At 69.1% G+C, this 25,801-nt stretch carries 24 protein-coding genes; 13 read left to right on the forward strand and 11 right to left on the reverse strand.

Annotation, left to right across the window (positions count from 1 at the left end; genetic code table 11):
• Nucleotides 1-41: 41 nt before the first annotated feature.
• Nucleotides 42-680: a restriction endonuclease gene (locus ABZ406_RS27410; protein ID WP_357767551.1), complete on the reverse strand. Its 639-nt coding sequence runs from the start codon at nt 678-680 to the stop codon at nt 42-44.
• A gap of 576 nt (nt 681-1,256) precedes the next feature.
• On the opposite strand from ABZ406_RS27410, the gene ABZ406_RS27415 reads away from it, so the two are divergent.
• The 5 genes from ABZ406_RS27415 (at nt 1,257) to ABZ406_RS27435 (ending at nt 6,647) form a co-directional block, all read left to right on the forward strand.
• Nucleotides 1,257-1,448, forward strand: coding sequence for a hypothetical protein (locus tag ABZ406_RS27415; protein WP_357767458.1), 192 nt, complete (start codon nt 1,257-1,259; stop codon nt 1,446-1,448).
• A 32-nt stretch (nt 1,449-1,480) separates the two neighbouring features.
• Nucleotides 1,481-1,933: a hypothetical protein gene (locus tag ABZ406_RS27420; protein WP_357767461.1), complete on the forward strand. Its 453-nt coding sequence runs from the start codon at nt 1,481-1,483 to the stop codon at nt 1,931-1,933.
• Between the two features lie 147 nt (nt 1,934-2,080).
• Nucleotides 2,081-3,049, forward strand: coding sequence for a 3-oxoacyl-ACP synthase III (locus tag ABZ406_RS27425; RefSeq protein WP_357767464.1), 969 nt, complete (start codon nt 2,081-2,083; stop codon nt 3,047-3,049).
• A complete protein-coding gene (locus tag ABZ406_RS27430) occupies nt 3,046-5,622 on the forward strand; it encodes an alpha/beta fold hydrolase (RefSeq protein ID WP_357767467.1) in 2,577 nt (858 codons plus the stop codon). Before ABZ406_RS27425 ends, ABZ406_RS27430 begins: the two co-directional genes overlap by 4 nt.
• Nucleotides 5,619-6,647 carry an NAD-dependent epimerase/dehydratase family protein gene (locus tag ABZ406_RS27435; RefSeq protein ID WP_357767470.1) on the forward strand — a complete coding sequence of 343 codons (1,029 nt, stop codon included), beginning with the start codon at nt 5,619-5,621 and terminating at the stop codon, nt 6,645-6,647. Before ABZ406_RS27430 ends, ABZ406_RS27435 begins: the two co-directional genes overlap by 4 nt.
• A 692-nt stretch (nt 6,648-7,339) precedes the next feature.
• Here ABZ406_RS27435 and ABZ406_RS27440 read toward each other — a convergent pair.
• Both ABZ406_RS27440 and ABZ406_RS27445 read right to left on the reverse strand, forming a co-directional pair.
• On the reverse strand, nt 7,340-9,238 hold the full coding sequence (locus tag ABZ406_RS27440) for an FtsX-like permease family protein (protein WP_357767473.1): 1,899 nt from the start codon (nt 9,236-9,238) through the stop codon (nt 7,340-7,342).
• Between the two features lie 8 nt (nt 9,239-9,246).
• Nucleotides 9,247-9,981 carry an ABC transporter ATP-binding protein gene (locus ABZ406_RS27445; RefSeq protein ID WP_357767554.1) on the reverse strand — a complete coding sequence of 245 codons (735 nt, stop codon included), beginning with the start codon at nt 9,979-9,981 and terminating at the stop codon, nt 9,247-9,249.
• 107 nt (nt 9,982-10,088) lie between these two features.
• Here ABZ406_RS27445 and ABZ406_RS27450 point away from each other — a divergent pair, with 107 nt between their 5' ends.
• The 3 genes from ABZ406_RS27450 (at nt 10,089) to ABZ406_RS27460 (ending at nt 12,978) form a co-directional block, all read left to right on the forward strand.
• The gene (locus ABZ406_RS27450; RefSeq protein ID WP_357767476.1) at nt 10,089-11,315 is read left to right on the forward strand and encodes a histidine kinase; all 1,227 of its coding nucleotides are present in this window, start codon (nt 10,089-10,091) and stop codon (nt 11,313-11,315) included.
• A 17-nt stretch (nt 11,316-11,332) separates the two neighbouring features.
• Nucleotides 11,333-11,974: a response regulator transcription factor gene (locus tag ABZ406_RS27455; RefSeq protein ID WP_357767556.1), complete on the forward strand. Its 642-nt coding sequence runs from the start codon at nt 11,333-11,335 to the stop codon at nt 11,972-11,974.
• Nucleotides 11,975-12,447: 473 nt separating this feature from the next.
• Entirely contained in the window at nt 12,448-12,978 is a 531-nt protein-coding gene (locus ABZ406_RS27460) for a hypothetical protein (RefSeq protein ID WP_357767479.1), read from the forward strand.
• A 140-nt stretch (nt 12,979-13,118) separates the two neighbouring features.
• Here ABZ406_RS27460 and ABZ406_RS27465 read toward each other — a convergent pair whose 3' ends face one another.
• The 6 genes from ABZ406_RS27465 to ABZ406_RS27490 all read right to left on the reverse strand — a co-directional run bounded on the left by ABZ406_RS27465 (nt 13,119) and on the right by ABZ406_RS27490 (nt 18,832).
• Nucleotides 13,119-13,772 carry a response regulator transcription factor gene (locus ABZ406_RS27465; RefSeq protein WP_357767481.1) on the reverse strand — a complete coding sequence of 218 codons (654 nt, stop codon included), beginning with the start codon at nt 13,770-13,772 and terminating at the stop codon, nt 13,119-13,121.
• On the reverse strand, nt 13,769-14,923 hold the full coding sequence (locus tag ABZ406_RS27470) for a histidine kinase (RefSeq protein ID WP_357767484.1): 1,155 nt from the start codon (nt 14,921-14,923) through the stop codon (nt 13,769-13,771). The genes ABZ406_RS27465 and ABZ406_RS27470 overlap by 4 nt, the downstream gene beginning before the upstream one ends.
• A 14-nt stretch (nt 14,924-14,937) precedes the next feature.
• Nucleotides 14,938-15,687: an ABC transporter permease gene (locus ABZ406_RS27475; RefSeq protein ID WP_357767487.1), complete on the reverse strand. Its 750-nt coding sequence runs from the start codon at nt 15,685-15,687 to the stop codon at nt 14,938-14,940.
• Nucleotides 15,684-16,580, reverse strand: coding sequence for an ABC transporter ATP-binding protein (locus ABZ406_RS27480; protein WP_357767490.1), 897 nt, complete (start codon nt 16,578-16,580; stop codon nt 15,684-15,686). The genes ABZ406_RS27475 and ABZ406_RS27480 overlap by 4 nt, the downstream gene beginning before the upstream one ends.
• Before the next feature lie 291 nt (nt 16,581-16,871).
• Nucleotides 16,872-17,750: an LLM class flavin-dependent oxidoreductase gene (locus ABZ406_RS27485; protein WP_357767493.1), complete on the reverse strand. Its 879-nt coding sequence runs from the start codon at nt 17,748-17,750 to the stop codon at nt 16,872-16,874.
• Between the two features lie 62 nt (nt 17,751-17,812).
• Nucleotides 17,813-18,832: an aldo/keto reductase gene (locus tag ABZ406_RS27490; RefSeq protein WP_357767559.1), complete on the reverse strand. Its 1,020-nt coding sequence runs from the start codon at nt 18,830-18,832 to the stop codon at nt 17,813-17,815.
• Between the two features lie 156 nt (nt 18,833-18,988).
• Here ABZ406_RS27490 and ABZ406_RS27495 point away from each other — a divergent pair, with 156 nt between their 5' ends.
• Nucleotides 18,989-19,567, forward strand: a complete 579-nt coding sequence (locus ABZ406_RS27495; RefSeq protein WP_357767562.1) for a TetR/AcrR family transcriptional regulator — start codon at nt 18,989-18,991, stop codon at nt 19,565-19,567.
• Nucleotides 19,568-19,895: 328 nt separating this feature from the next.
• On the opposite strand, the gene ABZ406_RS27500 is transcribed toward ABZ406_RS27495, so the two are convergent.
• On the reverse strand, nt 19,896-20,663 hold the full coding sequence (locus ABZ406_RS27500; protein WP_357767496.1) for an SDR family oxidoreductase: 768 nt from the start codon (nt 20,661-20,663) through the stop codon (nt 19,896-19,898).
• 107 nt (nt 20,664-20,770) lie between these two features.
• Between ABZ406_RS27500 and ABZ406_RS27505 the strand changes: the two genes are divergently transcribed.
• From ABZ406_RS27505 to ABZ406_RS27520, 4 genes are all read left to right on the forward strand, one after another.
• On the forward strand, nt 20,771-21,370 hold the full coding sequence (locus ABZ406_RS27505) for a TetR/AcrR family transcriptional regulator (RefSeq protein ID WP_357767499.1): 600 nt from the start codon (nt 20,771-20,773) through the stop codon (nt 21,368-21,370).
• A gap of 171 nt (nt 21,371-21,541) precedes the next feature.
• Nucleotides 21,542-22,489: an alpha/beta hydrolase gene (locus tag ABZ406_RS27510; RefSeq protein WP_357767502.1), complete on the forward strand. Its 948-nt coding sequence runs from the start codon at nt 21,542-21,544 to the stop codon at nt 22,487-22,489.
• 584 nt (nt 22,490-23,073) lie between these two features.
• Entirely contained in the window at nt 23,074-24,312 is a 1,239-nt protein-coding gene (locus ABZ406_RS27515; RefSeq protein ID WP_357767505.1) for a sensor histidine kinase, read from the forward strand.
• Nucleotides 24,300-24,944, forward strand: coding sequence for a response regulator transcription factor (locus ABZ406_RS27520; RefSeq protein WP_357767508.1), 645 nt, complete (start codon nt 24,300-24,302; stop codon nt 24,942-24,944). Before ABZ406_RS27515 ends, ABZ406_RS27520 begins: the two co-directional genes overlap by 13 nt.
• A gap of 83 nt (nt 24,945-25,027) precedes the next feature.
• Here the strand turns inward: ABZ406_RS27520 and ABZ406_RS27525 are convergent, their stop codons facing one another.
• Complete coding sequence (locus ABZ406_RS27525; RefSeq protein WP_357767511.1) at nt 25,028-25,783, reverse strand: class I SAM-dependent methyltransferase; 756 nt, start codon at nt 25,781-25,783, stop codon at nt 25,028-25,030.
• Between the last annotated feature and the right edge of the window lie 18 nt (nt 25,784-25,801).

Consider the following 25,801-nt stretch of genomic DNA (forward strand, 5'->3'; position numbering starts at 1 on the left):
CTGGCTACCCAGTCCGTAGTCGGGCTGCAGCGTCGTTTATTTCATGCCACCGCCAGGTGGCTTACCTTGCCTTCGTCGATTGTCCACTCGAATCCGGATTCGAACATGCTTCCATGCTCATAAACGAAGTTGTCGATTGTCCACTCTGCTGGCGGCTTCCCGAGCTGGTGCGCTAGAAGGATATAGGCGATGAAGCCGCGCATCTGAACATTCCCCCAATCGACACTACTGCCTACAACTATTGGCAGATCGACCCCTTCATCGTCGCAGTAATTGATCCTTCCTACGCTGTCGCAGCCCTTGGTCGAGGCCCAACACAAGTCCAAGTAGTCACCGTAATACGTGCCTCCACCTTTGGATGTGTGAAAGAACTCGACTTGGTCATCGTGCGGAAGTTTAATGCAACTGATTCCTGCCTTCTCTGCCCTAGCTCGAGCGATCGAGGTAAATCCGCTGTTACTGAAAATCCGTCCGCCGTGGGCGTCGATGTCGTCGATTGCGCCCACAAGGGCATCTACCACTCCCACGCCCACCAGGCGAGTGTGATTCTTGCACTCCACGATTTCGCGAGATTTCGGTAGCCATATGTCGACCTGGCGACGATAGCGCTGACTCCTGTCGGAGATTCTCGCATCGAGTTCGAACGTGACATGCTGATCTTCCTCGGTGAGGTACCGCATCACCTGGCGCTCATAGCTTCTTCCACTCCTGATCGCTACCACCTCCGCTGCGTGATTGGTTACCGCTAGACAGCAGCGTAGTCGTTCCCTCCGACAGTTCTTCAGGCGCGAGAGCGGCCCCGCCAGGCGGAGATCGCGGGACAGGGGGTGGCCCGGTGAACGCCGTCGTGATTGGGTGGTGATCGTCCAAGGTGTGTCGGAATCCTTGGCATCCGCCACCCACCACCATGCCGACAGCCATCAGCCGAGACGCTGGGATCGGCGTCAGCCCGGCTGAGCGGGCTGTGGACTCCTCTTGGCGAGCTGCTCGGCGGTTTGCGAGACCCGTGCTCTGGACTCGGAACTGCCGGTCCGCGCCGCTGGTAGATTGGGCGCATGAGCACCTATCTGGTGCATGGATGCTGGACGTGGGGGTTCAAGTCCCCCCTCGGACACCAGAGTTCGTGGATATCCACGCGAGATTAATTTTCTCTCGCGTGGGGACGCGAGCCGCGACGAATCATATGTGCGCACCGACCCCAGGGAGCCGGTGCCACCTGCGTTGACACCAATGCCGCCGCGTTGGCGGGGGCCTAGGTGAATCTCGAGCGCCAGCGCCCTCGCTGGCCCGACGAGCAGCTCGTCGAGGCGCTCGTTCCCACCCCACCGCCGGTCGCATCGCCGGAGCCGGCGCCGCTGCCGACACTGCCCGCACCCGCCGCCCTGCTGCTGCGCATGCACACCGAGACCGCCTGCCGACGCGGCGGCGCCCTCGCGCGCTGCGCCTGATCGACCTGGACACCGACCACGCGCTGAACCGGTTGACGGAGGAGGGCGGCACGCAGCGGTGGCAGCCCATCACGCTGACGCTCGCCGCTCGCCTCAGCGAGCATGCCCAGGCTCGCGGGGCCGCCACGCCTAACGACGCGCTGCTGCGCTACCGCAACGGCCGTCCTGCCACCTACCGGCACTACGACCTCTTGTGGGCTCGCATCGGCCGACGGTTGTCGTGGATCGCCGCCCAGGGCATCACCACGCATTGGCTGCGCCACACCACTCTCACCTGGGTGGAACGGCACTTCGGCTACGGGGTGGCCCGCGCCCACGCCGGTCCACCGCAACGGACGACGCCCCGGGGTCCGCTGGTTCAGCGCCGTCGGGTCCTGCCACCGCGTCGTGCAGTCGGGGATGATGCGGCGCAGCACGGCCACAACGTCCAGCGCAACGAGATGGAACACCTCAGGGTGCAGGCGCCCGATGGTGTGGACAGGTGAGTGATGTTCACCGCGATGCCCTTCGACTGTTGGTGGAGTGGGGACCGAGTGGATAGCTTCGAGCCCTCGGGATGGGTGTCGGGCGGAGGCTGAATGACGCAGGGCAACGCTGAATATCGCTACAGGAACACAGCGATATTGTCGGTGGTGGCTCAGGAGGCGCCGGTTGTCGTTACTTCTGATCAGTTCGACGAGCAGTTGGACGAGACGTTCCGGCGGCTGGGGCTGCGTCGGGGGATGCTTCAGCGGATCGCCGGCATCCAGGAGCGGCGTTGGTGGCCGGAGGGCTCCGGCTTCGCGGACGCGGCGGCGATTGCCGGTGCCAAGGCGCTGTCGGAGGCGGGCGTCGACGTACGTGACGTCGGCCTGCTGCTCAACACCTCTGTGTCACGGGCGTTTCTGGAGCCCTCGACGGCGGCGGCGATCCACCACACCCTGGAGCTGCCGTCGTCGGCACTGAACTTCGACATCGCCAACGCCTGCCTCGGGTTCGTCAACGGGATGCAGGTCGCCGCCAACATGATCGACGTTGGACAGATCCGGTACGCGCTGATCGTGGCGGGGGAGAGTTCCCGCGAGGCCCAACAGGCGACGATCGACCGGCTGCGCCGACCCGACTCCACTCGGGACGAGGTGCGGGAGCAGTTCGCCACGCTGACCCTCGGTTCAGGTGCGGCAGCGATGGTGCTAGCTGCCGCCGACGACCACAAAGAGGGCCACCGGCTGATCGGTGGGGTCGGTCGGGCGGCGACCCAGCATCACAAACTGTGCGAAGGAAACAGCACCCAGATGCGTACGGATGCGAAGGGCCTGCTCGACGCGGGGGTGGCCCTCGCCGACGCGACCTGGGCGGACGCCGGGCCATGGGACTGGCAGAACATGGACCTCTACGTGATGCACCAGGTCTCGGTGGCCCACACACGAGGTGTCGTCGACCGGCTCGGCCTCGACCCTCGAAAGGTCCCGGAGACCTTTCCGCAGTGGGGAAACGTCGGCCCGGCGTCGCTGCCGATGACCCTGGCCCACCACGCCGAATCGCTCAACCCCGGTGACCGGGTGCTCTGCATGGGGGTCGGCTCCGGCCTGAACACCTGCGCCTTGGAAGTCGTCTGGTGAATGATCGACACGCCGCCCCACCACTGAGGCTGCCCGGCCTCGACACCGCCTGGTCCCGGTTTGTCACCGCCCGGGACAGCCAGGGCATCCAGCGCACCTGGCACGTCCTGGACACCGCGGCGGCCGACTCCGACGCCTCGGTCCGACCCGTCGGAACCCTGCTCTGCGTGCATGGCAACCCGACCTGGTCGTACCTGTGGCGGCACCTGCTGGCCCGGTTCGCGCAGGCCGACGCACCGCCGTGGCGAGTGATCGCCGTCGACCACCTGGACATGGGGTTCTCGGAGCGCACCGGGACGGTACGCGGGCTGGCGCAGCGGATCGACGATCTCAGCACGGTCACTGACGCGTTGGGCCTGACCGGGCCGGTAGTGACGGTCGGGCACGACTGGGGCGGCTCCATCTCGTTGGGCTGGGCACTGCGTCACCGCGATCAGCTCCGCGGTGTCGTGTTGACCAACACCGCCGTGCACCAGCCGGCCGGTTCGGCGGCGCCGGTGCTGATCCGCCTGGCCCGGCTGCCCGGTGTCCTGCCGGCGGTGACCGTCCGGACGCCGACGTTCCTGCAGGCCACCCTCGCGCTGGCGAACCCGTGGCTGCCGGGGGCTGTCCGGGATGGTTACCTCGCTGCGTACCGGACGGTGGACCGGCGGGCCGCGATCGGTGGCTTCGTCGCCGATATTCCGCTGCGCGCCGACCACCCGAGCTGGCCGGCGTTGCAAGGGGTCGCGCAGAATCTGCACACGTTGGCGCAGACCCCGACACTGCTGCTCTGGGGTCCGCGCGATCCGGTTTTCGGCGCCGCGCACCTGAGGGATCTGCGGGAGCGGCTGCCGCATGCGCAGCTGCACCGGTTCGAAGGCGCGGGTCACCTGGTCACCGAGGACGCCGACGTCGCCGACGCGGTCGCGCAGTGGCTCGTCGATCTGGACCGGCCTCCCGCCGGCCCGCCCGCGACGCCGAAGCCGGCAGCGCCCTGGCGTCCGTTGTGGGCGGAGCTGGCAGCGCGGGCCGCGGGCCGCTCGGTCGCTCTCGTCGAGTTGGCGCAGAACGGCCGGCAGGTCAGTTGGGCGCTGCTGTGGCAACGGATCCGGGAGATCGCGGCGGGGCTCTCCGCCTGCGGGGTGCGACCCGGCGATCGGGTCGCCCTGCTCGTACCGCCCGGCGCCGACCTGACCGCCGCCGTCTACGCGTGCCTGCGCATCGGTGCGGTGATCGTGGTGGCCGACCCCGGGCTGGGGCTGGCCGGGATGAACCGGGCGATGCGCAGCGCCGACCCGGCGTACCTGGTGGCCGTCGGTCGTGGACTCGCCGTCGCCCGTGCCCTGCGCTGGCCCGGACGGCGTCTCGGGGCCGGCCCCGGCGCCGCCGCGTGGGGCGCGCTGACCCTGGGTAAGCTCGCCCGCCTCGGTGCCGACATCGACGAACTACCTGCCCCGCCCGGCCCGGACGACGACGCGGCGGTGTTGTTCACCTCCGGCTCCACCGGGCCGGCGAAGGGTGTGGTCTACACGCATCGCCAACTCGCCACGATGCGGGACGCGCTCTCCGCCATCGGCGTGAACGCCGACGCCGGGATCGTTGCGGCGTTCGCACCGTTCGCACTCTTCGGCCCGGCCCTCGGCGCCCCCTCGGCGATCCCGGACATGAGCGTGACCTCGCCACGGACGTTGACCGCCACCGCTCTCGCCGAGGCGACCGCCGCCGTCGACGCCGCCTCGGTCTTCGCCTCACCGGCCGCGCTGCGCAATGTCATCGACACCGGTGACGCCCTCGACGATCGTCAGCGCGCCGCGTTGGAGGGGGTGACCTTGCTGCTCAGTGCGGGTGCGCCGGTGCCCGCCGCGCTGCTCAGCCAGGCGCGGGCGCTGATGCCCAAAGCGCAGCCGCACACCCCGTACGGCATGACCGAGGTCCTGCCGTGCACCGATATCACCCTCGACGAGATCACCGACACCGAGCCGGGTGACGGTGTCTGCGTCGGCCGGCCACTGCCCGGTGTCCAGGTGGCGATCGCCGTTCTGGACCCGACCGGCACCCCCGCCGAGCAGCCCGGCAGCGTTCCCGGGCTGACCGGTGAGATTTTGGTCCGGGCCGGGCACACCAAGGACCGCTACGACGCGCTCTGGCTGACCGAGCGCAGCAGCTCCCGCAATCCGGGCTGGCACCGCACCGGCGACGTCGGCTACCTCGATTCCGACGGCCGGCTCTGGGTGCAGGGCCGACTGGCCCACATCATCGTCACCGCCGATGGCGTGCTCACCCCGGTGGGGATCGAGCAGCAGGTCGAGTCGTTGCCGCAGATCGTACGGGCCGCGGTGGTCGGGGTGGGACCACCCGGTGTGACGCAGGTGGTGGTCGTCGCCGAGACCATGCCCGGGGCCCGCCGTGCCCGACTGGCCAGCCGGGAGCTGATCGACGCGGTACGCACCGTGGCGACGGCGCCGATCGCGGCCGTGCTGGTGGTCCCCGACCTGCCCACGGACATCCGGCACAACTCGAAGATCGACCGTACCCGGCTGCGTCACTGGGCAGAGCGAGTACTCGCCGGCGGAAGAGTCAGCCGGCCGTGAAGGTCCTGGTGACCGGTGCCAGCGGCATGCTCGGCGGCGCCGTCGCCACCGCGCTACGGGCGCGCGGCGACGAGGTCCGCGTCCTGCAGCGTCGGCAGAGCGGCCTGGTCGGCGGCGACGAGCGGCGCGGCGACATCACCAACCCGCGATCCGTAGCTGCCGCCGCGGAGGGCGTCGACGCCGTGGTCCACCTGGCCGCGAAGGTGTCGATGACCGGCCCGTGGCAGCAGTTCGAGCACACCAACGTTCGTGGCACGGCCACCCTGCTCGCCGCCGCCCAGGCCGCCGGTGTGACGCGTTTCGTGCAGGTCTCCTCTCCATCGGTCGCCCACCACGGCGCCGGCCTGGTCGGCGTCGACGCCGACACGGCTGACCCGGACCGGGCGCGGGGCAACTACGCCCGCAGTAAGGCCTCGGCCGAGTTGCTCGCGTTGGCCGCCGACTCGGCCGACTTCGCCGTGGTGGCCCTCCGGCCGCATCTGGTCTGGGGACCGGGTGACACCCAGTTGGTGCACCGGATCGTCGAGCGGGCCCGAGCCGGCCGGCTGGCACTGGTCGGCCAGGGCACCGCCCTGATCGACACGACCTACGTGAGTAACGCCGCCGACGCGCTGGTCGCCGCGCTCGACCGTGCAGCCGAGGTGGACGTACACGGGCAGGCCTTCGTGGTGACCAACGGCGAGCCACGGACGGTGCGCGAACTCGTCGAACGGATCTGTGTCGCCGCCGCGACGACGCCGCCGAGGGTCCGGGTACCGGTGGCAGTGGCGAAGACCGGCGGTGCCGCGGTGCAGCGTCTCTGGCCGGCACTTCGGCGCACCGGAGAACCGCCCATGACCCGGTTCCTGGCCGAGCAGTTGTCCACCGCGCACTGGTTTGACCAACGCCGGACCCGAGAGGCGCTGTGCTGGTCACCGAAGGTCACGCTCGACGAGGGCTTTGCCCGGCTGACCGTGGCCTACCGGCAAGAACAACGCGTTCATGGCCGCCGACAGGGACCCGGGGCGACGCCGCCGCCCCGGTGAGGATGGTGACGGCGGTTGACCGGTCACCGCCAGACGCGCCGGCAGGACAGGATGGCCGCCACGGGAAGGCTACAAGGGCTCTGTGTTGCGGTGGTGTCTGGTCCAATCGGCGACGGCCATGGCGACGCCGATGACGCAGAGCAGGACACCGCCGAGCGCGAGCCAACTGCTGTCGGTGGTGGGGATGGACAAGCCGAGCGCGAGACCGGCGGGGGCGAGGGTCGGTGTTGCTTGGCGATGAGGGCGAGTCGAGGTCGGTGGGCGATGGGCGGGCAGCGGCGGTCTGGGCTTCGAGAACCAGTTTGCGGCCAGCGACGTAGGGGCGACGGTCGGCCAGGGGGTAGGGGACGTCGAACCGTTCCCGGAGCAGGTCGATGAAGGCCCGCAGCTCCACCATTGGCACTCGGTGGGTTCGGCGATACTCACGCAGCAGGCCAGCCTCGACGAACTCGGCCCACGTCAAAGAGCGGTCCCGGCGCGGTTCGGTGCGCAGGATCGGTTCATAGCGCTTGCCTCGCCGTTTGTCGCCCTCAAGCCGTCCTGGACGGGGGAGCTGTCGGCGTGGGCCGCCAGCGCGGCGACGAGGCCGGCGCCGACGGTCACCAGGGCCGCCAGGATGCGGGGAAGAACACGGGACATCGGGAACTCCTGCCGGAACGATCCAACACCGTGAAGTCTTTCGGGACTCAAGCTCATGGCGCGTTCCCGGCTAGATGTGGAGCCTTGCGCGTACGGATACCGGCCGCTGCTGCGGCCACGGTGAGCAGCAGGCAGGTGACGCCGATGCCGAGCAGCGGGAGCCATGGAATGGTGGTGGGCACGGCGATGCCGACCAGGTCGGCGGTGATGGCGCGGCGTACGAGCCAGCCGAGCAGCAGGGTGGTGGCACCGCCCAGGAGCAGGCCGGTGCCGCAGACGAAGGCGGCCTGCCAGATGGCTGCTCGCCGGACCTGGTCGGGGGTCGCGCCGAGGAACTGGACCAGGTCACGTTGCCGGCGCCGCTGGGATCCGCCGATGAGGGTGGCGTTGACGATCGCGATGGCGGCGTAGAGGCCGGCCGGTCCGAGCAGGATGGTGAGGCTGAGGTTGTTGGCCTGGCGGGTCTGGGCCGTGGTGGCGTCGATCCAGTCGCCGGAGCCGAGGATCCGACTGTTGGTGCCGGCGAGGGTGCGCTGGAGGGAGACGCGCGCCGCGGCGGCGTCGTTGCGCGGTAGGACGAAGACCGTCCCGGTGGCACGTTCGCTTGCCGGCGGGAGCAGGCCGACCGGGACGACGAGTTCGCCGTACAGGTCGGGTGCGTCGGGGATGACGGCGACGACCCGCAACGGGACCCGCTCGCCGGCGATCCAGACCGGGAGAACGCCGCCCAGGCCGATGCCGGCGTCGCTGGCCTCTGTGCCGGTGACCGCCACGGCGCGTCCGTGGAAGTCGTCGAGGGTGCCGCGGGTGGCGGTCAGGCCCCGGGCCGCGGAGGCGGTGACGGGGTCGAGGATCTCGACCTGACTGCGCACGCCGGGACGGCCCTCCTCGTCACGCTGGAGCATGGCCTGCCGGCGTACGTCGGCGATCGCGACGGAGTTGTCGGACGCGACCGCCGCCGCTGCGGCCGGACTGTCCGCCTCGACGACGAGCGGTGCGCGCAGCCGCGCATGGTCCTGCGCGTTCGTCCAGTCGGCGGTGAAGCTGAGGGACAGCAGCAGCGACCCGGCGATGGCGGAGATGGCCACGATCGGGGCGGCGACCGTGGCGGTGGTGCGGGCGGCCGCACGTACCTCGTCGCGGGCCATCCGGGCCGTGACGTACCGGGCGACGAGCGGGCGGGCAAGCAGGGCGGCGAGCCGCGGGATGACGGCGTGGCCGACGCTCATCACACCAATCACGACCACCTCGGGCAGCAGGATGGAGGCGACCAGGGCGAACAGCGGCGGCATGTCGGCGGCGGCGACGACCACCAGGCCGCCGAAGCTCAGCGTCGCGACGGCGAGCTGGAGAATGCTCGGCCGCGTTCGTTCGATCGTGGCCTCCCGCAGGGCGGCGCTCGGGGCGATCCGGGCGGCGCGGCGCGAGGATCGCCAGACCCCGAGGAGCGCGATCGCGGCACCGGTGGGCACGGCGACCGCCCAGGCGATCCACGGGCGCGGCGCCCGAAGGTCGAGCGTGGTGAGCCCGATGGCCTCCACCAGCCAGAGAACGGCGGGGGCCAGCGCCGTCCCGAGCAGACCGCCAATCATGGTGGCCGCGGCCGCGACGACGAGGGACTCGCCCAGCAGAAGCCGGCGCACCTGCCCTGGCGTCGCGCCGACCAGGCGCAGCAGGCCGAGTTCGCGCCGACGGCCGGCCACGACGAAGCCGAACGTGCTGCCGACCACGAACAGCGCCATGAACGCCGAGACCGCCGACATGATCCCGAACATCGCGGCCAGGTCGTCGAGTTGGGCGCGCTGGTCGGCGGTGACGCCGGGCCGGCTGCCGGTGGCGTCGACGCTCCCGATGAGCGTCACGGTGACGGCGATCAGAACGACGCCGAACAGCAGCGCGACGAAGGCGCCCAGGTACCCGCGCCATGAGCTGCGCACGGTCTGCCGGCTCAACGTCAGCATCATTTCTCCAACTCGGTCATCTCCGCGGCGATCTGACCGGCGTCGGCGTGCGTGAGGTGGCCGACGATCTGCCCGTCGGCGAGGAACAACACCGCATCCGCGTACGAGGCAGCCAGTGGGTCGTGGGTCACCATGACGACGCTCTGGCCGCCGTCGGCCAGCGAGCGCAGGAGTTCCAGTACGTCGCGTCCGGTGCCGCGGTCCAGGGCGCCGGTGGGTTCATCGGCGAACAGGACGTCGGGCCGACCGTGCAGCGCCCGGGCGATCGCGACCCGCTGTTGCTGGCCGCCGGACAGCTCCGATGGCCGACGCCTGGCGTGTTCGGCAAGGCCGACGTGAGCCAGGGCGGTCTGCACGGCGGCCGGATCGACACGGCGTCCGGCCAGGCGGGCGGGAAGCGCGACGTTTTCGAACGCGGTGAGCGCGTCGAGAAGATTGTAGGACTGGAAGACGAACGCCATCGACGTGCGCCGGAAGCGGGTCAGCGCGGTCTCGTCCAGCTTGTCGAGCTGAGTGTCGCCGACGAGCACCCGCCCGCCGGTCGGCCGGTCGAGGCCTGCGGCGAGCTGCAGCAGGGTGGATTTTCCGGAGCCGGACGGTCCCATGATCGCGGTGAACGTGCCGCGTTGGAACACATGGGTGACGCCGCGCAGCGCATGCACCGTGCCGGCGCGCGAGCGGTAGGTGCGGGTGAGCCCGTCGAGCGTGACGGCCGCCGGGAATGCCTGGTTCATGCCCAAACTGTGCCTGCCGGCGCGGCCCACCACACTGGCTTGGACGCGACTTCTGGGGTAGCGCGCACGCTACCTCGCTCGGCCGGCGCGAACCGTAGGGTTGGCACGTGAGTGATGCCTGGACGGCCGTACGGGGACGCCCCACGCGGTTTCTGGCGTCGGTGTGGCCGTGGCGCTCACTCACGTACGTGGCCACCACAGTGCCCATCGGTCTCGGCTGGCTGATCCTCCTGCTCATGGTCCTCACAGTGGGCGTGGCCACGATCGTGGTGGTCGCGGGGCTGTTCGTGCTCGCCGGCCTTCCGACGCTCGCGCATCTCGCCGCCGCGGGCGAGCGGCGCCGGCTCCGGCTGATCTTCCCCGGGCGGCCGGTGAGCCGATTACCTGCGCCGCGCGATCGGGAACATGGCCGCGTGGCCTGGCCGGAGGCGGGCGTCACGGTCCTGCTGGTGACGCTGTTCTGGCTCGTGGACGCCGTGGTGGTGGTGCTGCTGACGGCTCCGGTCGTGCTGATCCTCGCCCCGGTGCTGGTCCGTCACGACGTGGTCGAGGTCGCCGGGTGGCAGGTGGGAAACACCGGTGAGGCGTGGTTGGCGGTGCCCGCCGGCATCCTCACGCTCGTCCTGCTGGCGTACGCGGTCACCGCGCTGGCCTGCGGCCAGGCGGCTCTGGTGCGGTACCTGCTGGACCCGCCCGAAGCCCAGCTGGCCGAAGCGGTCCAGCAGCTGCGCCGCTCTCGAAGCGGGCTGGTCGACGCGTTCGAAACCGAACGCCGCCGGATCGAGCGCGACCTCCACGACGGCGTCCAACAGCGCCTCGTTGCGCTGACCATGACACTGGGCAGCGCCGAACTCGACCTGACCGACGGCCCCGGCCTCGACCTCGTGCGCGAGGCCCATCAGCAGGCCGAGCAGGCCCTCGCCGACCTGCGCACCACGATCCGGGGTATCCACCCCCAGGTACTGACCGACCATGGTCTCGCCGCGGCGGTGCACGAGATCGCCGGTCGCTCACCGGTCCCGGTTCACCTCGATCTTGCCCTCGACGGCCGGCTCCCCCCGGCCGTCGAGGCCGCTGCCTACTTCTTCGTCAGCGAAAACCTCACCAACGTCGCCCGCCACGCCCGGGCCCGATCGGCACAGGTGCACGCGTGGACCGAGGACCACGCACTGATCGTCTCGGTGGTCGACGACGGCGTCGGCGGCGCTGACCCGCAGGCCGGCACCGGCCTCGCCGGACTGCGCGCCCGGCTCGACGCCCTCGACGGCGACCTGCACGTCACCAGCCCCGCCGGCGGCCCGACCCAGGTGAGGATGACGTGCCCGATCCACTGACGCCGCAGCCGAAGGCACTGCGCATCGTGGTCGCCGAGGACGCGGCCCTGCTCCGCGAAGGGTTGGTGCGAATCCTCGAACGCGCCGGCCACGACATCGTCGCGGCCGTCGCAGACGCGCAGGCCCTGCTCACGTACGCGGCCAACTGCCGCCCCGACCTCGTCGTCACCGACATTCGCATGCCACCCACCCACACCGACGAGGGCCTGCGCGCGGCGGCCACCATCCGAGCCGCCCATCCCGGCATCGCGATCCTGCTGCTGTCCGCCTATGTCGCCGACGCCTACGTCGGCGAGCTGCTCGACTCTGCCCCCGGCGGCGGCATCGGCTATCTGCTCAAGGACCGGGTCGGCCACGTACGCGACTTCCTCGACAGCGTCGACCGTGTCGCCGCGGGCGGCACGGTCATCGACGCCGAGGTCGTCCGCCAGCTCGTCGTCCGCCGGCACACCGACGGTCCGCTCGCCAGCCTCACCGAACGCGAACGGGAGGTGCTGGCGCTCATGGCCGAAGGCCACACCAACCACGCGATTGCCGGCAAACTGTTCGTCAGCGAGGCCGCGGTGCGCAAGCACATCGGCAACATCTTCGCCAAGCTCCCGCTCGACCCGCACTCGGACCGCCGGGTGTCGGCCGTTCTCACCTACCTTCGCGGCTGACCGAACGGAATCGATCACGACTGTCAGGCATGCCATCGGATCGGCGGCTACCACGCCGGCAGAAAGCCGCCGCTGGGTCGTCGAGAAGCCCCTGGCCGTTCTCACCTCGCCTGGCGTTTCAGGTCCACCTGTATCCGCCCACCGCCGCCTGGCCGATGCCTACGAGACCTACCTCGGCACATCAGAGGCCATGTTTCCGATGGCCTCTCTCGGCGGCGTGCTGCGCTCTCATCCGAGGCCAACCCGCGCCAACAGCGCCGCACCGTCAACACAGCCGACTGACACAAATGCGAAACGCGCTCAAGTGTGCTGACGGTGCCTTTCGTGCGTCGGATAAATCGCGGCTGAACCTATGGACTTGGCACCTCAAAATGCCGAGACTGCGAATGCGTGCACGCCCTCCTCGCTCGGACGTATGGTGATAGAGAGACTGCCGTTCGGAAATCCTCCATGCTGAAGGGGAGTCGGTCGCAATGCGAGCAATCAGCGACGAGTTCTTCTTGACTATGGCAGAAGTTTCTGGCGCGCTTGTCGGCACGCTTCTCGTCGGAGTCTTCTTCTACCTCGACTCCGACCTGCACAAGACCCGCCGCGGGGCAGCTGCCGCCGACCGCTACATGCGCTCGGGAGTGCGGTGGATCTTTTTGGTCTCGGCCCTGCCGCTCATCGTGTCCCTCACGCTCGCCGGTCTGGAGCCGATCTGGGGTGCTCTTACCTTCATCGCGCTCTCGATCGTGTTGGTTGCCTCAACTGCCGACACGACCTACCGCACAGTCGCTCGCGGCAGCTCGGCCATATCGACCGCATTTGTTGTCAATGAAGTCGCCACCACGGCAGCGGTCGTCGTCCTTGTCACGCTGCCCTGGGTGCTCGGTGGCTGGGTGCCACCGCCAGATGCCTTCGTGCCCTCGCTTCTGCTGGCCTTGGGATCCGGCTTCTTCAGCATCGTGGCGCTCGTCATGACTCTCTTCGGGCCGGCCCGGAAGGACGACGCCACTGCATAGCACGTGCTCGGGCGGGCTTCGCCCCGAGTTTGTGCTCACTGTCAGCAGCCACTCCGGCAGCGGCGTGCTGGCCGGCGTCACGTACATCAGCCGCCTGCAGACCTCCGGCGGCGTGGGGCCGTCCCCTGCCCTGCCACCCGTCAGCGAGGGTGGACCAGGCCGTTGTCGTACGCGAAGATCACCGCCTGGATCCGGTCGCGGGCACCGATCTTGAACAGGACCCGTCCGACGTGCTTCTTCACGGTCGATTCGGTGAGCGTGAAGCGTTCGGCGATCTCGGTGTTGGTGGCGCCTTGGCCGATCGCCTCGAGGACCTCGCGCTCCCGCTCGCTCAGCGTGTCCAGGCGGGGGTCCCTAGGTGTGGTCGGCACCGGCTCCTGAAGGTAGGCGTCCATCAGCTTGCGGGTCAGGCTGGGAGCCACCACCGAGTCGCCACCGGCCACGGCGCGGATTGCCGCAATCAGCTCCTCCGGGCGTGCGTCCTTGAGCAGGAAACCGCTCGCTCCGGCCCGCAGCCCGGCATAGACGTATTCGTCCAGGTCGAATGTGGTCAGGATCAGCACGCGGGTGCGCGATCCAGCCGCGGTTATGCGGCGGGTGGCCTCGATGCCGTCCATGCCGGGCATGCGCACGTCCATCAGGACCACATCGGGCCGGGTCTGATCGACTTTCCGCACCGCCTCGGCGCCGGTGGCGGCCTCACCCACAACGGTGATGCCGGGGGTGCCGTCGAGCAGCATCGTGAAACCCATGCGTTGCAGCGGCTGGTCGTCGGCGATCAGCACCGTTGTCATGTGGGCTCCTTGAGGACGACATCGACGACCCAGCCGTTCCCGGCCGGACCGGCGGTCACCACCCCGCCGTACATGGCCGAACGTTCACGCATACCGAGCAGGCCATGGCTCGGGGCGGCGGGGGCGCCACGGCCGTTGTCGCGTACGTGGACCCGTACCTCGCCGTCGCAGACGCTGAGACGCACGTCAGCGGTCGCGCCCCGTCCGGCGTGTTTGAGGGTGTTGGTGAGCGCTTCCTGGACGATGCGGTAGACCGCGAGCTGCAGCCCCTTGCCGAGGGTGTGCAGTTCACCCGAGGTGGAGTAGGTGACTGGCAGCCCGGCCGCCCGCACGCTGGGCAGCAGTCGGTCGAGATCGTCGATGCCGGGCTGCGGCCTCAGCTGCGGATCGGTGTCCTCCCCGCGCAGCACGCTCAGCACCCGGCGCAGCTCCGCGAGCGCCTGGCGGCCGGTCTCGCCGATCAGCCGGAGCGGTTCGGTGCTCTGCTCCTGCCGCGATCTGGCGAGAGCGGCGCTGCCGTCGGCGAGGCCGACGATCACCGATACGTGGTGGCCGACGATGTCGTGCATCTCGCGGGCCACCCGGGCCCGCTCCTCAGCGACGGCCAGGCGGGCCTGCTGATCCCGTTCGATCTCGAGGCGGGCAGCCCGGTCTTCCAGGGCGATGAGGTACGCCCGGCGAGTGCGCACCGCGACGCCGGACGCGATCGTCGCCACTGTCGCCCCGAGAGCCAGCAACGACGTGAGGGTGCGGTTCTCGGTGACCTGCCCGAACAGGTAGATCCCAGCGAGCAATTGGGCCACTGTGATCCCGGCGGCCCAGGCCAGCGACGACCACTTACCTCGGGAGGCCACCCCGAAGAGCATCACCAGCACGATCACCCCGGCGCCGACGCCGGCGCCCAGCCCGCCCAGGAGCAGGTCGATCGCCGCGGTGGCCAGGAACGCCGGGAACGGGTACCGCCGCCGCCAGTACAGCGGTGGCAGCAGCACCAGGGTCGCGATGGTCGCCGACAGGGGTTTCTCGATGATGTTCGGGATGCTGAAGAGCACGATCGGAACGGCTACCAGAGTGTCCATGACCCATGGGTGGCGCCCGTCGAAGGCCCGCAGGCGTGCCTGCCGGTCGACGAGCCAACCCTGCGTGCTCATCGCCCGAGTCTCCCTTACGCGTCGGTCTTCTTGAGCCGATAGGCGGCGGCGGCGAGCGTCACGGCCACGTACCCGGCGAAGACGGCGAGGCCGGCCCACGGGGCCAGGGTGCCCTCCCCGTGGGTCAGTGCCATCACGGCGCTGCCGGCGTTGCTGGGCAGGTACGGGGTGACGGTCTCGGCGATCGAGTCTGGCAGCAGCGCGGCCAGACCGGGCACGATCAGCAGCAGACCGGCCAGGATCGCGATGGCTCCGGCGCTGGAGCGGACGAGCACGCCGAGCGCGACGCCGAGCACCGCGACCAGGCCGAGGTAGAGGCCGGCGCCGAACAGTGCCCGCAGCACGCCGTCGTCGCCGAGACCCAGGCCGCTGATCTTGTCGTTGAGTACGGCCGATCCTGCTGCGAAAGCGGCGAAGGCGCCAGCGGTCATTGTGACGAAGGCGGCCGACCCCGCCACGAGGCTTTTCGACCAGAGCACCGGCAACCGGCGTGGCACTGCGGTCAGGGTCGCCCGGATCATGCCGGTGGTGTATTCACCGGCGCCCAGCAGTGCGCCGAGCACGCCGACGGACAAGGCGGCCAGGACGCTGCCGGACAAAGCCAGGTCGATCGAAGTCATGCCGTCGCCCGAGAAGGACGCCGAAGCGATCATGCCGAAGGCGATCAGGAGGAAGACCGAGATGCCGGTGGTGATCCAGGTGGAGCGCAGTGAGGAGAATTTGGTCCATTCGGCGGCGACGACGCCACCAGGAGTGATCTTCATCGGGCGGCCTCGTATTCGACTGCGGTGCGGGTCAGGTCCATGAATGCCTCTTCCAGCGAGGCGTTCTGCGGGGTGAGTTCGAACAGTGGAATGCCGCGGGCGGCCGCGGCCAGCCCGATCTTGCGGGCGGTGGTGCCGGCGACGAGCAGTTCCTCGGCGCCGGTCGAGGTGACAGTGATGCCCGGGCCGGCAATCGTCGTGCGCAGCGCGTCGGGGGCGGGAGTGACGACCCGGACGCCCTCGGCGGTCACGAGATCGGCCACGGTGGTGTCGGCGAGCAGTCTGCCCCGGCCAATGATGACCAGGTGGTCTGCGATCAGCGAGACCTCGCTCATCAGGTGCGACGAGAGCATCACGGTGCGGCCCTCGGCGGCCAGGCCGGTGAGCAGGTTACGTACCCAGAGGACACCCTCGGGGTCGAGGCCGTTGACCGGTTCGTCGAGCATCACCACGGCCGGGTCACCGAGCAGGGCGGCGGCGATGCCGAGCCGCTGGCCCATACCGAGGGAGAAGGCGCCGACCCGCTTGTGGGCGACGGCCGAGAGACCGACCAGGTCGAGCACTTGGTCAACGCGGGAGCGCGGAATGCCGTTCGTGCGAGCCAGGGCCAGTAGGTGGCTGACCGCCGAGCGGCCGGGATGTACGGCCTTGGCTTCTAGCAATACGCCGATCTCGTGCAGCGGTGCCTTCGACGAGGCGTAGGGCTTGCCGTTGACCAGCACGTCACCCGAGTTCGGCGAATCGAGGCCAACGATCATCCGCATGGTCGTCGACTTGCCGGCGCCGTTGGGGCCGAGGAAGCCGGTGACCTGTCCGGGCTTCGCAGTGAACGACAGATGGTCGACGACCGTCTTCGCGCCGTACCGCTTGGTTACTTCGCGTACCTCAATCATGCTCACCACGCTAGGTCCGGGCACAGTCCCCATCGTGGTACCGCGGTCGGCTCTTTCAGCCCGCCGTTGGTACCCAGGTTCTACCGGCCATCGACCGGCGAGCGGGAATTCCGTGACGACACGCACTTGCACTCGATCACGTCCAGCGCGACCCCCCAGGCGAACCCCTTGAGCAGCCGCTGCACTCGATCCGGCGTCGTATCGCCGGCGGCCTCGTCACGCGACGACCCCACCTGCCGCGTCAGGTGGGTTCGGGGGATTGGAGGATCAGACGGAGCGACCCGCCAGGGGCTATGCGGTCGACGGGGCGATGAGCTCATCGGCGACCCAACGCGCGACACCAGCGGGATAGGGCGACGGCAGCGTGAGCACGATGTGCCCGATGCCGGCGCCGATCGCCCTGTCGATGGCGTCCCGGGTGCGCCGGGGCTGGTCGTAGGAGACGGACAGGTTGATCGAGCGGGTGATTGACGCCGGGTCACGGCCGATCGCGGCGCAGTAGCGCTCCAGCAGGGCGCCGCGGCTGACGGCGTCGTCGACGTCGCCGCTGGCGATGTTCCAGATGTCCGCGTGCTCGGCGACCACCCGCAACGTGGCGGCGGAGCGGCCACCGATCACGATCGGTGGGTGCGGGCGCTGCACGGGTTTGGGGCTGGCAAACGCTCCGGTGAGGTCGACGTACGTGCCGTGGAAGTCGAACGGCTCCTTGCCGGTCCAGAGCCGCCGGATGACCGTGAGCGCCTCGGCGAGGCTGCCCACGGCGTCGGCGGTGTCGGCGAAGGGCAGGCCGTGTGCGGCGTACTCCCGTCGCGCAAGGGGATGATCGGGCCGCGACCCGACGCCGATGCCGAAGTCGAGGCGCCCGCCGGAGACGATGTCGACGACCGTGGCGATCTTGGCGAGCATCGCGGGAGGCCGGAAGCGGTTGCTGGTCACCATCACGCCCAGGCGCAGCCGCTCGGTCTGCGCGGCGAGGGCGGAGAGCAGGGTCCAGCCTTCGTACGCCGGTCCGGCCGGGTCTCCGCCGATGGGCATGAGGTGGTCGAACAGCCATGCGTGCTCGATTTCGGCGATGGCGTCCGCTTCCTGCCACACCCGCAGGATGTCCTGGTAGTCGACCTGCATCGGGGCGGTCATGAGCCCGAAACTGGGCGAGGGATTGCTTGGCATCGGATCTTCCTGCTTTCGGCGCGAGCCTGGAAGGTCTGGCTGGTCACTGACGTGCCGAGTGATCAGCGGCGGCGCAGGGCCGGGTCGAGCAGAGCGGGCGGGGTGTCGTTCTTCTCGTGGGCGGCGAGGTCGACGCCGGGAGCCACGATCGTGTCGATCGCGTTTAGCACGTCGGCCGTGAGCACCGTGTCCGCGGCGGCGAGCTGCGAGCTGAGGTGGTTCATCGTGCGGGGGCCGATGATCGCGCTGGTCACGCCCGGGTGCGCGGTGACGAAGCCGAGCGCGATCTGGATCATGCTGAGGCCAGCCTGGTCGGCAACTGTGGCGAGTTGCTCGACGGCGTCGAGCTTGGCGCGGTTGGCGGGGATGCTGACGTCGAAGCGTTGCTGCATGAAGCCTGAGCGGTTCGTGCTGATGTCGTGTCCGGCGCGGATCGCCCCGGACAGCCAGCCCGACGCCAGCGGGCTCCAGGCCAGCACGCCCATGCCGTATTCCTGCGTCGTGGGCAGCACGTGGGTCTCGATGCCGCGCTGCAGGATCGAGTAGTTCGGTTGCTCGGTCACGTAACGGCTCAGACGGCCCTCGCGGGCGGCCCACTGCGCCTGCACGATGCGGTAGGCGGGGAAGGTTGAGGAGCCGAAGTAGCGGATCTTGCCCGTGCGCTGCAGGTCCGTCAGCGCCGACAGCGTCTCGTCGTCGCTGGTGGTCGGATCCCACCGGTGCACCTGGTAGAGGTCGACGTGGTCGACGCCGAGGCGGCGCAGGCTGTTTTCCAGCGCGGTGACCAGCCAGCGGCGGGAGCTGCCCCGCTGGTTGCGTTCGTCGCCCATGGGCAGGGTCGCCTTGGTGGCCAGGACGACGTCGTCGCGGCGACCGGCGATGGCCTTGCCGACCATCTCCTCGGACTGGCCGCCGCTGTAGGCGTCGGCGGTGTCGATGAGGTTGATTCCCGCCTCGAGCGCGCCGTCGACGATGGCGGTGGCGTCCTCCTGGGTGGTGTTGCCGATCTTGCCGAAGTTCATTGCGCCAAGTGCGAGGGTGCTGACCTGCACACCGGTGCGACCCAAGGTGCGGTACTGCATGGTTGTTTCTCCTTCAGACGTCCGGCGCTCCACGGTTTGGCGGCGGCCCGCAGGGTTCATTATGCTGAGCAAGCGGAGCGCCGTTCCGGTAAGAACGATACGGAACGACGTTCCGGTTGCCAAGTGGAGTGATGGAGGTAACGCAGCGTGCCGGACATCGACAGCGGCTCGGGGCAGCTGGTGCCGCGTAAGCGGGCCGACGCCCGGCGCAATGAGAAGGCCCTGCTCGACGCTGCCGCCGCGGCGTTCGTCGCCTCCGGCGTCGACGTACCCGTGCGGAACATCGCTGTCAGGGCGGGCGTCGGTGTGGGGACGATCTACCGCCATTTCCCCACCCGGGCCGACCTGATCGTCGCCGTCTACCGGCACCAGATCGAGGCGTGCGCCGAGGCGGGACCGGCCCTACTGGCCGGCAGCGCCACGCCGCACGCCGCCCTGGCCGAGTGGATCGACCTGTTCGTCGACTTCCTGGTCACCAAGCACGGTCTGGCCGCAGCGCTACAGTCCGACGACGCCGCCTTCCAGACCCTGCACGCCTACTTTCTCGACCGGCTCGTCCCGGTCTGCGGCCAGCTCCTCGACGTTGCCGTCGCCGCCTCCGAGATTCGTCCCGACGTGGACGCCTACGGGCTGCTGCGCGGTGTCGGCAATCTCTGCATCGGCGCGGGCAGCGATCCCCGTTACGACGCCCGCCGCCTGGTCCACCTCCTCGTCGCCGGGCTTCGCGTCCGCTAGTGCGGTGTCCACGAATGTCCACCGCGTGCCCGGTGGCCGTCGTGGGTCTGCGCCCTGTGCGCGAGCGACTCCCCTCCGGGCGGTGGGGCGAGCCTCCATGGGCCACCTGATCCTCGGGGCGCGTGGGGGTTGGGATCATCTCGAGACCGGCCGGCACCGCAAGGGTGCTGGCCAGTCCCGACGCAGCGTGATCACCTCGACGACGGCTGTCGAAGTGGTGAGTCCGCCGCGCAACGGCGGCGATGGTGGCAGCCGCCATCGGGTCGCGGTGCCTGGACAACCGGCAGTGCCGGCACTTGTGGAGCTCTCTGGGGTGAAGTTCTCGTCCTCAGAGCGCGGTGCCGCCCGAAGCGTCGATGACCTGACCGGTCACCCAGCCCCCCTCGTCGGAGGCGAGGAAGGCGATGATGCTGGCCACGTCGTCCGTCTCGCCGAGTCGGCCGAGTGCGACGCGCGCTGCCTGCTGTGCCGCGAGTTCCGGATTGTCGATGAGGTGTTGGCTGTTCCGGGTCATGACGATGCCGGGTGACACCGAGTTGACGGTGATCCCGTGGGGGCCCAGATCCAGCGCCATGTCGTAGCTGAACCAGTTCAGCGCCGCCTTGCTGACGCCGTAGGCCAGCAGATCCGGGCTTCCGACTCTGGCCGCGGTGCTGGAGACGTTGATGATCCGGCCGCCGTCGCGCAGTCGCGGCAGCGCCAGCTTCGTGATGAAGAACGGTGCCTTCACGTTCACGGCCATCACCTGGTCGAACTCGTCCTCGGGGAGATCGGCCAGCCGGGCGAAGCTTCCCTTGGCGGCGTTGTGGACGAGGATGTCGATCTTGCCGTCAGGCACGAACTCCCGGCCCGCATTGTCGAAGGCCTCCCAGAAGCGGGCCGCGTCGCCGGGTGTGCCCAGCTCGGTGTGCACGGCGAAGGCACGTCCGCCGTCCTTGCGGATGCTCTCCACCGTGTCGTGGGCCGCCACCTCGTCGTGGCCGTAGCCAAGAGCGACTGTCGCCCCGTCACGGGCGAACCGCTCGACGGTCGCCCGGCCGATCCCGTGGCTGCCGCCGGTGACGACGGCCACTTTGTTCCGCAGTGCTCCTGACATGGCCCCTCCTTGTTGAATGATCGCTCAAAAAAAACCGTAGCTCTTTCTTGAGTGATCTGCCAACAAGTCTCCGCTCCGATTTTGAGCGATCGCTCTAGAATGGGTTCATGGACACACCAGAGGTACGGCGAGGCCGGCCGCTGACCTTCGACCGGGCGGCGGCACTGGCGGCCGCCACCCGCCTGTTCTGGGAGAACGGGTACGAGGGGACCTCGATCAACGACCTGACCCAGGCGATGGGCATCCGGCCCGGCAGCCTCTATGCGGCGTTCGGCGACAAGAGGTCTCTGTTCAACGAGGTCATCGAGGCGTACGGCCGCTCCCCGGCCGGCGAATTGATCTGGGCCGCCATGCACAGGGAGCCAACGGCCTTCGATGCTTTCCGCCGCATCCTGCTCGACGCGGCGGCGATGTACACCGACCCCGAGACGCCGGCCGGAAACCTGCTCTGCAGCGCGGCCGCGGCCGACACCGATGTCGCCACCTACATGCGCGACCTGCGCAACGCCAGCGTCGGCACCTTCGAGAAGCGCCTGACAACCGCCCGGCAAGAGGGCGAACTCCCGGCGACAGCCGACCCCCGCAAGCTTGCCGCGTTTTTCACGGCCGTCATGCACGGCATGTCCCAGCGCGCCCGGGATGGTGCCACGGCGGCGGAGCTCACCGATACCGCGGAACTGGCCATGGACTCCTGGCCGGCGCGCTGACCGCTGCCGTGGGAACGTGCGCCGCTCCACCAGCGCTCAAGCGAGGGTGACAACGACCTTGCCGTGGCTCTTACCGGCGACTTTGCCCGTGGCGAGGGTAGGGGTAACTCCCAACGCGACTGGGAGGTAGCAGGATCGAGCAAGATCTAGAAACCGTGGAAGCTCATTTCCATGACTACGCAGAAGATCTCCCGGTTTCATCGGGCCGCCGTGGCCATCGTCCTTCCCGTCGCCGTGATAGCGGCAGTCGCCGGGTGTGATGACTCGGCGGCGCCGAAGGCCGCGCCCGCGGCCAGTTCGGTAGCCGCGGTTCCCTCGACCTCGACAAGCGCGGCCGGCCCGGCAAGTGCGCCCCCCGCAGCGGGCTTGCATATGATCGCCAACAACGGGCATCAGCTTGCCTTCCACGTCACGCCCGGAGGTTCTCCCACCATCGTGCTGGACGCCGGCGGTGGCGAGGACTCCTCGTACTGGGCTGCCCTGGTGCCGCAGCTGTCGCAGGCCACCGGATCGCGGATCATCACCTACGACCGGGCCGGTATGGGCGCCAGCGAGGAGGTAAAGGGCCCATGGGACCCCAAGGCCGCCGCCTCCGACCTGCAGGCCGGTCTGCGTGAACTCGGCGTCACCGGGAACGTGGTCCTGGTGGGCCATTCGCAGGCAGGAGAGGTGGCCCACTACTTCGTCCTCGCGAACCCCGGCGTTGTCTCCGGGGCGGTGCTCATCGATGCCAACGTGCCGCAATTCTTCACCGACACCCAGACCCAACGCCTCGTCGCGCTAACCGCGCCGCAGATCGAAGAGCTCAAGAACGCGCCGTCGACGAAGGCGAACCGCCAGCTCATCGCCACGGCCGACAACTTCGGTCCCACGCACCAGGCGTACCACAAGGTCTCCTGGCCCGACGGTGTTCCCGTCATCTATGTCTTGTCGGACAAGACGCCCTTCGATGGTTCTCCGCAGGACGCTCAGGCCTGGCGCGACGCGGCAGCGGCGTTTACCAAGGCGGGGCCCGACCACACGCTCGTCGTTGCCGAGGGAAGCTCGCACGACGTTCCCCAGGACAAGCCCGCCCTGGTGCTCAAAGAGATCGAACAGATGACCGTCACCGTCAAGTAAAGGGCATCGGGTCGACGGCTGACAGGACCGGCGAGCCTGGTTGACCGGTGCCGCCCCGGCGTTCTCGGTCAACCAGTCTGCGGAGACGCCTCACCGCGTGTGGTCACCGGTAGAGCGAGTACGGGGTGTCCGGCCGACTGGGGATTCGTTGTGGCACAGCTGCCGGTGACCGGGGCAGCGCCGTAGGCGAGCGAGACAAGCCACACGGTCCGGATCCCGATGACGGCGAGGTGGTGGTCGAGATTCGGGGAGCGGGCCGGAGCTGCTTACGCGATGGGTAGCGTGTGTGCGGGTGTCGATCGATGGAGCCGTCGATCGGCGATGCGAGCCTCCGTGGACCACGGACGGACACCACGTCGCTGGATCCCCCGCGACGTGCAGGACACCGACCGTGGGGAAGTGCGGATCGCCGGCCGATATGAATCACCAGCCCGGCGGTTCGGCACGATGCGCAATGATGGAGTGAGATGACCGATAACAGCGGAACCGCCCTGTCCGGCGGCTCCTCGCCTTCGCGGGAGGGCTCCGGGCCGGCTCGCGTCGCTCGCAGCGGTCGGATTCCGCGCTCCGCGCTGGCCCAACGGATGAGCCTGCTGGGCTGGTCGCTGGTGCTGCTGCCGGGCGCGGTCCTAGGTGCCGTGCTGGCCACCTTCTGGATCACCTCGATATCGATCGCCGCGCTTGGCGCCGGAATCCCACTGACCCTGCTCGCGACCGTACTGGTGCGCTGGTTTGCCGACCTGCATCGCCAGTGGGCCGCCGACCGGCTCGGCGAACCGGTGCCCGCCCAGCCCTATCAGCCGACGCCGGACGCCGGGTGGCCGGTTCGGCTTTGGACGATCCTGCGCGATCCGGCGGCGTGGCGGGACTGGATCTGGTTGGCGGTCAACTCGATCACCATTTGGTTGAGTTGCGGACTGTCCCTGCTCTTCTTTGTCTCCGGAGTCGTATACCTGGTCTATCCGCTCATCTATCAGCTGACGCCTCCTCAAGTATTCCGCACACCGATGGGGGAGGGCTTCCGGCTGCACAGCGTCGCGCAGTCGTTCTGGCTGGTACCGCTCGGTCCGGTTTTCCTACTGCTCTGGTACGTCACTGCGGTGCGCCTCGCGAACCTCAACGCTCGGGTGATCCGTGCTCTGCTCGGCCCCACCGAACAGGCGCGCCTGCGGGCCCGCGTCCAACAGTTGGCGACCTCACGAGCTGAGACCGTCGACACTCAGGCCGGTGAACTGCGCCGAATCGAACGCGACCTGCACGACGGCGCGCAGGCCCGGCTGGTGTCGCTGGGTATGAGCCTGGGCCTGGCCGAACAGTTACTGCCCAAAGATCCGCAGGCCGTCCAGCAGTTGCTGGCCGAGGCCCGCGAGTCGACCTCCAGCGCCCTGACCGAGCTGCGCGACCTGGTACGAGGCATCCACCCGCCGGTACTGGCCGACCGTGGCCTGGACGGCGCACTCAAGGCATTGGCCCTGGTCAATCCGATCCCGACCACGGTGGTGACCCGCCTACCCGGACGGCTGCCGGCCCCGATCGAGTCCGCGGCATACTTCGCCGTCGCCGAGGCATTGTCGAACGCCGTCAAGCACGCCCAGGCCCAGCAGATCCGGATCAGCGTGGAGTTCGCACCCCACCGGGGCGGCGCTGCCGGAGAACTGACGATGCTGGTGTCCGACGACGGCCGTGGGGGTGCTTCGATCGATTCCGGCACGGGCCTGCGTGGCATCGTCCGTCGCCTGGCGGCCTTCGACGGCACGCTGACCGTTGACAGCCCGCCGGGCGGACCTACCGAGGTGAGGATGTCGCTGCCGTGCGTATCGTGATAGCCGAGGACCTCGCCCTGCTCCGCGAAGGCCTGATCAGGATCCTGCGGGCCAATGCATTCGAGGTCGTGGAAGCCGTTGACAACGGCCCCGCGTTGATCCGGTCGCTGACGACGCACCGCCCCGACGTCGCCATCATCGACGTGCGACTGCCGCCGACCTTCACCGACGAGGGGCTGCGTTGCGCGATCGAGGCCCGCCGCCAGATTCCAGGGCTGCCCATCATGGTGCTATCGCAGTATGTCGAGCAGATCTACGCCAGGGAGCTGATGTCAGATCGCGCCGGCGCGGTGGGCTACCTGTTGAAGGACCGGGTTACGGACGTCGACCAATTCGTCGCCAGTGTCCGGCAGGTCGCTACCGGCAGCACCGTTATGGATCCCGACGTGGTGAGTGCGCTACTCACCCACCGCTCCACCGACCCCAAGCTCCTGGAGCTGAGCCCACGCGAGCATGAGGTCCTCACCCTGATGGCCGAGGGCCGCTCGAACGCCGCGATCGCCGCCCGGATGTTCGTCACCGAGAAAACCGTCAGCAAACACAGCAACAACATCTTCACCAAGCTCGGCCTCAAGCCCTCCGAGGACGACAACCGCCGCATCCTGGCGGTCCTCGCCTACCTGGAAGGCTGAGCCCTTGACCTCTGCCCCACCATGAGTGCGAGGCCAGCGGGCATGAGGACCAGCGACGCTCGTCGTCGTTGAGGCCGTGACGTTCAGCGGCGGCGAGCAAGAAGCGAGAAGGAGTTCGGCAGCCGGCCGTCCCACGCGGCGGCGGTGACGCCGCCCATGCGCCAGAACGGCTCGGCGTACTCGCCGACCTGCAGGATCTCCATGCCGGCTCTCGCTAGCGCGGTGACGATCTGACCGAGGTTCCATTGCCATTCGACCGCGCCGTTGCCGGGGAAGGTGTCGTTGACGTGGCTGGTGGCGAAGTAGCTGCGGTCGGTGCGGATCCGGGGGTGGTCGGCGTCCCACGTCCAGAGCGTTACCGCAGGGTGCGCCTCGTAGACGAACAGGTGCCCGGCCGGCCGCAGCAGTCTGACGACTTCGTGAGCCCATGCGTCCAGGTCGGGCAGCCAGATCAGCGCGCCCTTTCCGGTGTAGACCAGGTCTGCGCTGGAGTCGGGCAGTGGCACGTGCGGCACTGTGGCAGCGACGTATCGGCACGCGACACCGAGATCGTCGGCTCGCCGCTGCGCCGCCGTCACGGCTACCTCGCTGTAGTCGACGCCGATGACAGACGTGGCCCCGGCATACACGAGCGCGGGGTCGTCCAGGCCGTTGCCGCTCTGCAGGTGAATCACCTCAGGGGCGCGGGACAGGACATCACGCAGCAGGGTCCGCTCGACATCGATGAGCGATTCCCCGGTCGCCGCCTGGGCCAACAGGTCGTCGTACTCGCGTACGTGCTTCTGGGACGCGGTCTCCCAGGCCACCCTGTTCGCGAGCGTCCTCGATTCGTCCAACATCTGTCATCCTCCAAGGTC

This window comes from Micromonospora sp. NPDC005710, assembly GCF_040630995.1.
Taxonomy (GTDB): domain Bacteria; phylum Actinomycetota; class Actinomycetes; order Mycobacteriales; family Micromonosporaceae; genus Micromonospora.

Bases quoted from the DNA above. Each gene is read 5' to 3' on its own strand.
- ABZ406_RS27480 (WP_357767490.1), bottom strand. From the start codon at position 16,580: ATGATTGAGGTACGCGAAGTAACCAAGCGGTACGGCGCGAAGACGGTC.
- ABZ406_RS27525 (WP_357767511.1), bottom strand. From the start codon at position 25,783: ATGTTGGACGAATCGAGGACGCTCGCGAACAGGGTGGCCTGGGAGACC.
- ABZ406_RS27515 (WP_357767505.1), top strand. From the start codon at position 23,074: ATGAGCCTGCTGGGCTGGTCGCTGGTGCTGCTGCCGGGCGCGGTCCTA.
- ABZ406_RS27500 (WP_357767496.1), bottom strand. From the start codon at position 20,663: ATGTCAGGAGCACTGCGGAACAAAGTGGCCGTCGTCACCGGCGGCAGC.
- ABZ406_RS27410 (WP_357767551.1), bottom strand. From the start codon at position 680: ATGCGGTACCTCACCGAGGAAGATCAGCATGTCACGTTCGAACTCGAT.
- ABZ406_RS27465 (WP_357767481.1), bottom strand. From the start codon at position 13,772: ATGACAACGGTGCTGATCGCCGACGACCAGCCGCTGCAACGCATGGGT.
- ABZ406_RS27485 (WP_357767493.1), bottom strand. From the start codon at position 17,750: ATGCCAAGCAATCCCTCGCCCAGTTTCGGGCTCATGACCGCCCCGATG.
- ABZ406_RS27475 (WP_357767487.1), bottom strand. From the start codon at position 15,687: ATGAAGATCACTCCTGGTGGCGTCGTCGCCGCCGAATGGACCAAATTC.
- ABZ406_RS27505 (WP_357767499.1), top strand. From the start codon at position 20,771: ATGGACACACCAGAGGTACGGCGAGGCCGGCCGCTGACCTTCGACCGG.
- ABZ406_RS27460 (WP_357767479.1), top strand. From the start codon at position 12,448: ATGCGAGCAATCAGCGACGAGTTCTTCTTGACTATGGCAGAAGTTTCT.
- ABZ406_RS27445 (WP_357767554.1), bottom strand. From the start codon at position 9,981: ATGAACCAGGCATTCCCGGCGGCCGTCACGCTCGACGGGCTCACCCGC.
- ABZ406_RS27490 (WP_357767559.1), bottom strand. From the start codon at position 18,832: ATGCAGTACCGCACCTTGGGTCGCACCGGTGTGCAGGTCAGCACCCTC.
- ABZ406_RS27510 (WP_357767502.1), top strand. From the start codon at position 21,542: ATGACTACGCAGAAGATCTCCCGGTTTCATCGGGCCGCCGTGGCCATC.
- ABZ406_RS27470 (WP_357767484.1), bottom strand. From the start codon at position 14,923: ATGAGCACGCAGGGTTGGCTCGTCGACCGGCAGGCACGCCTGCGGGCC.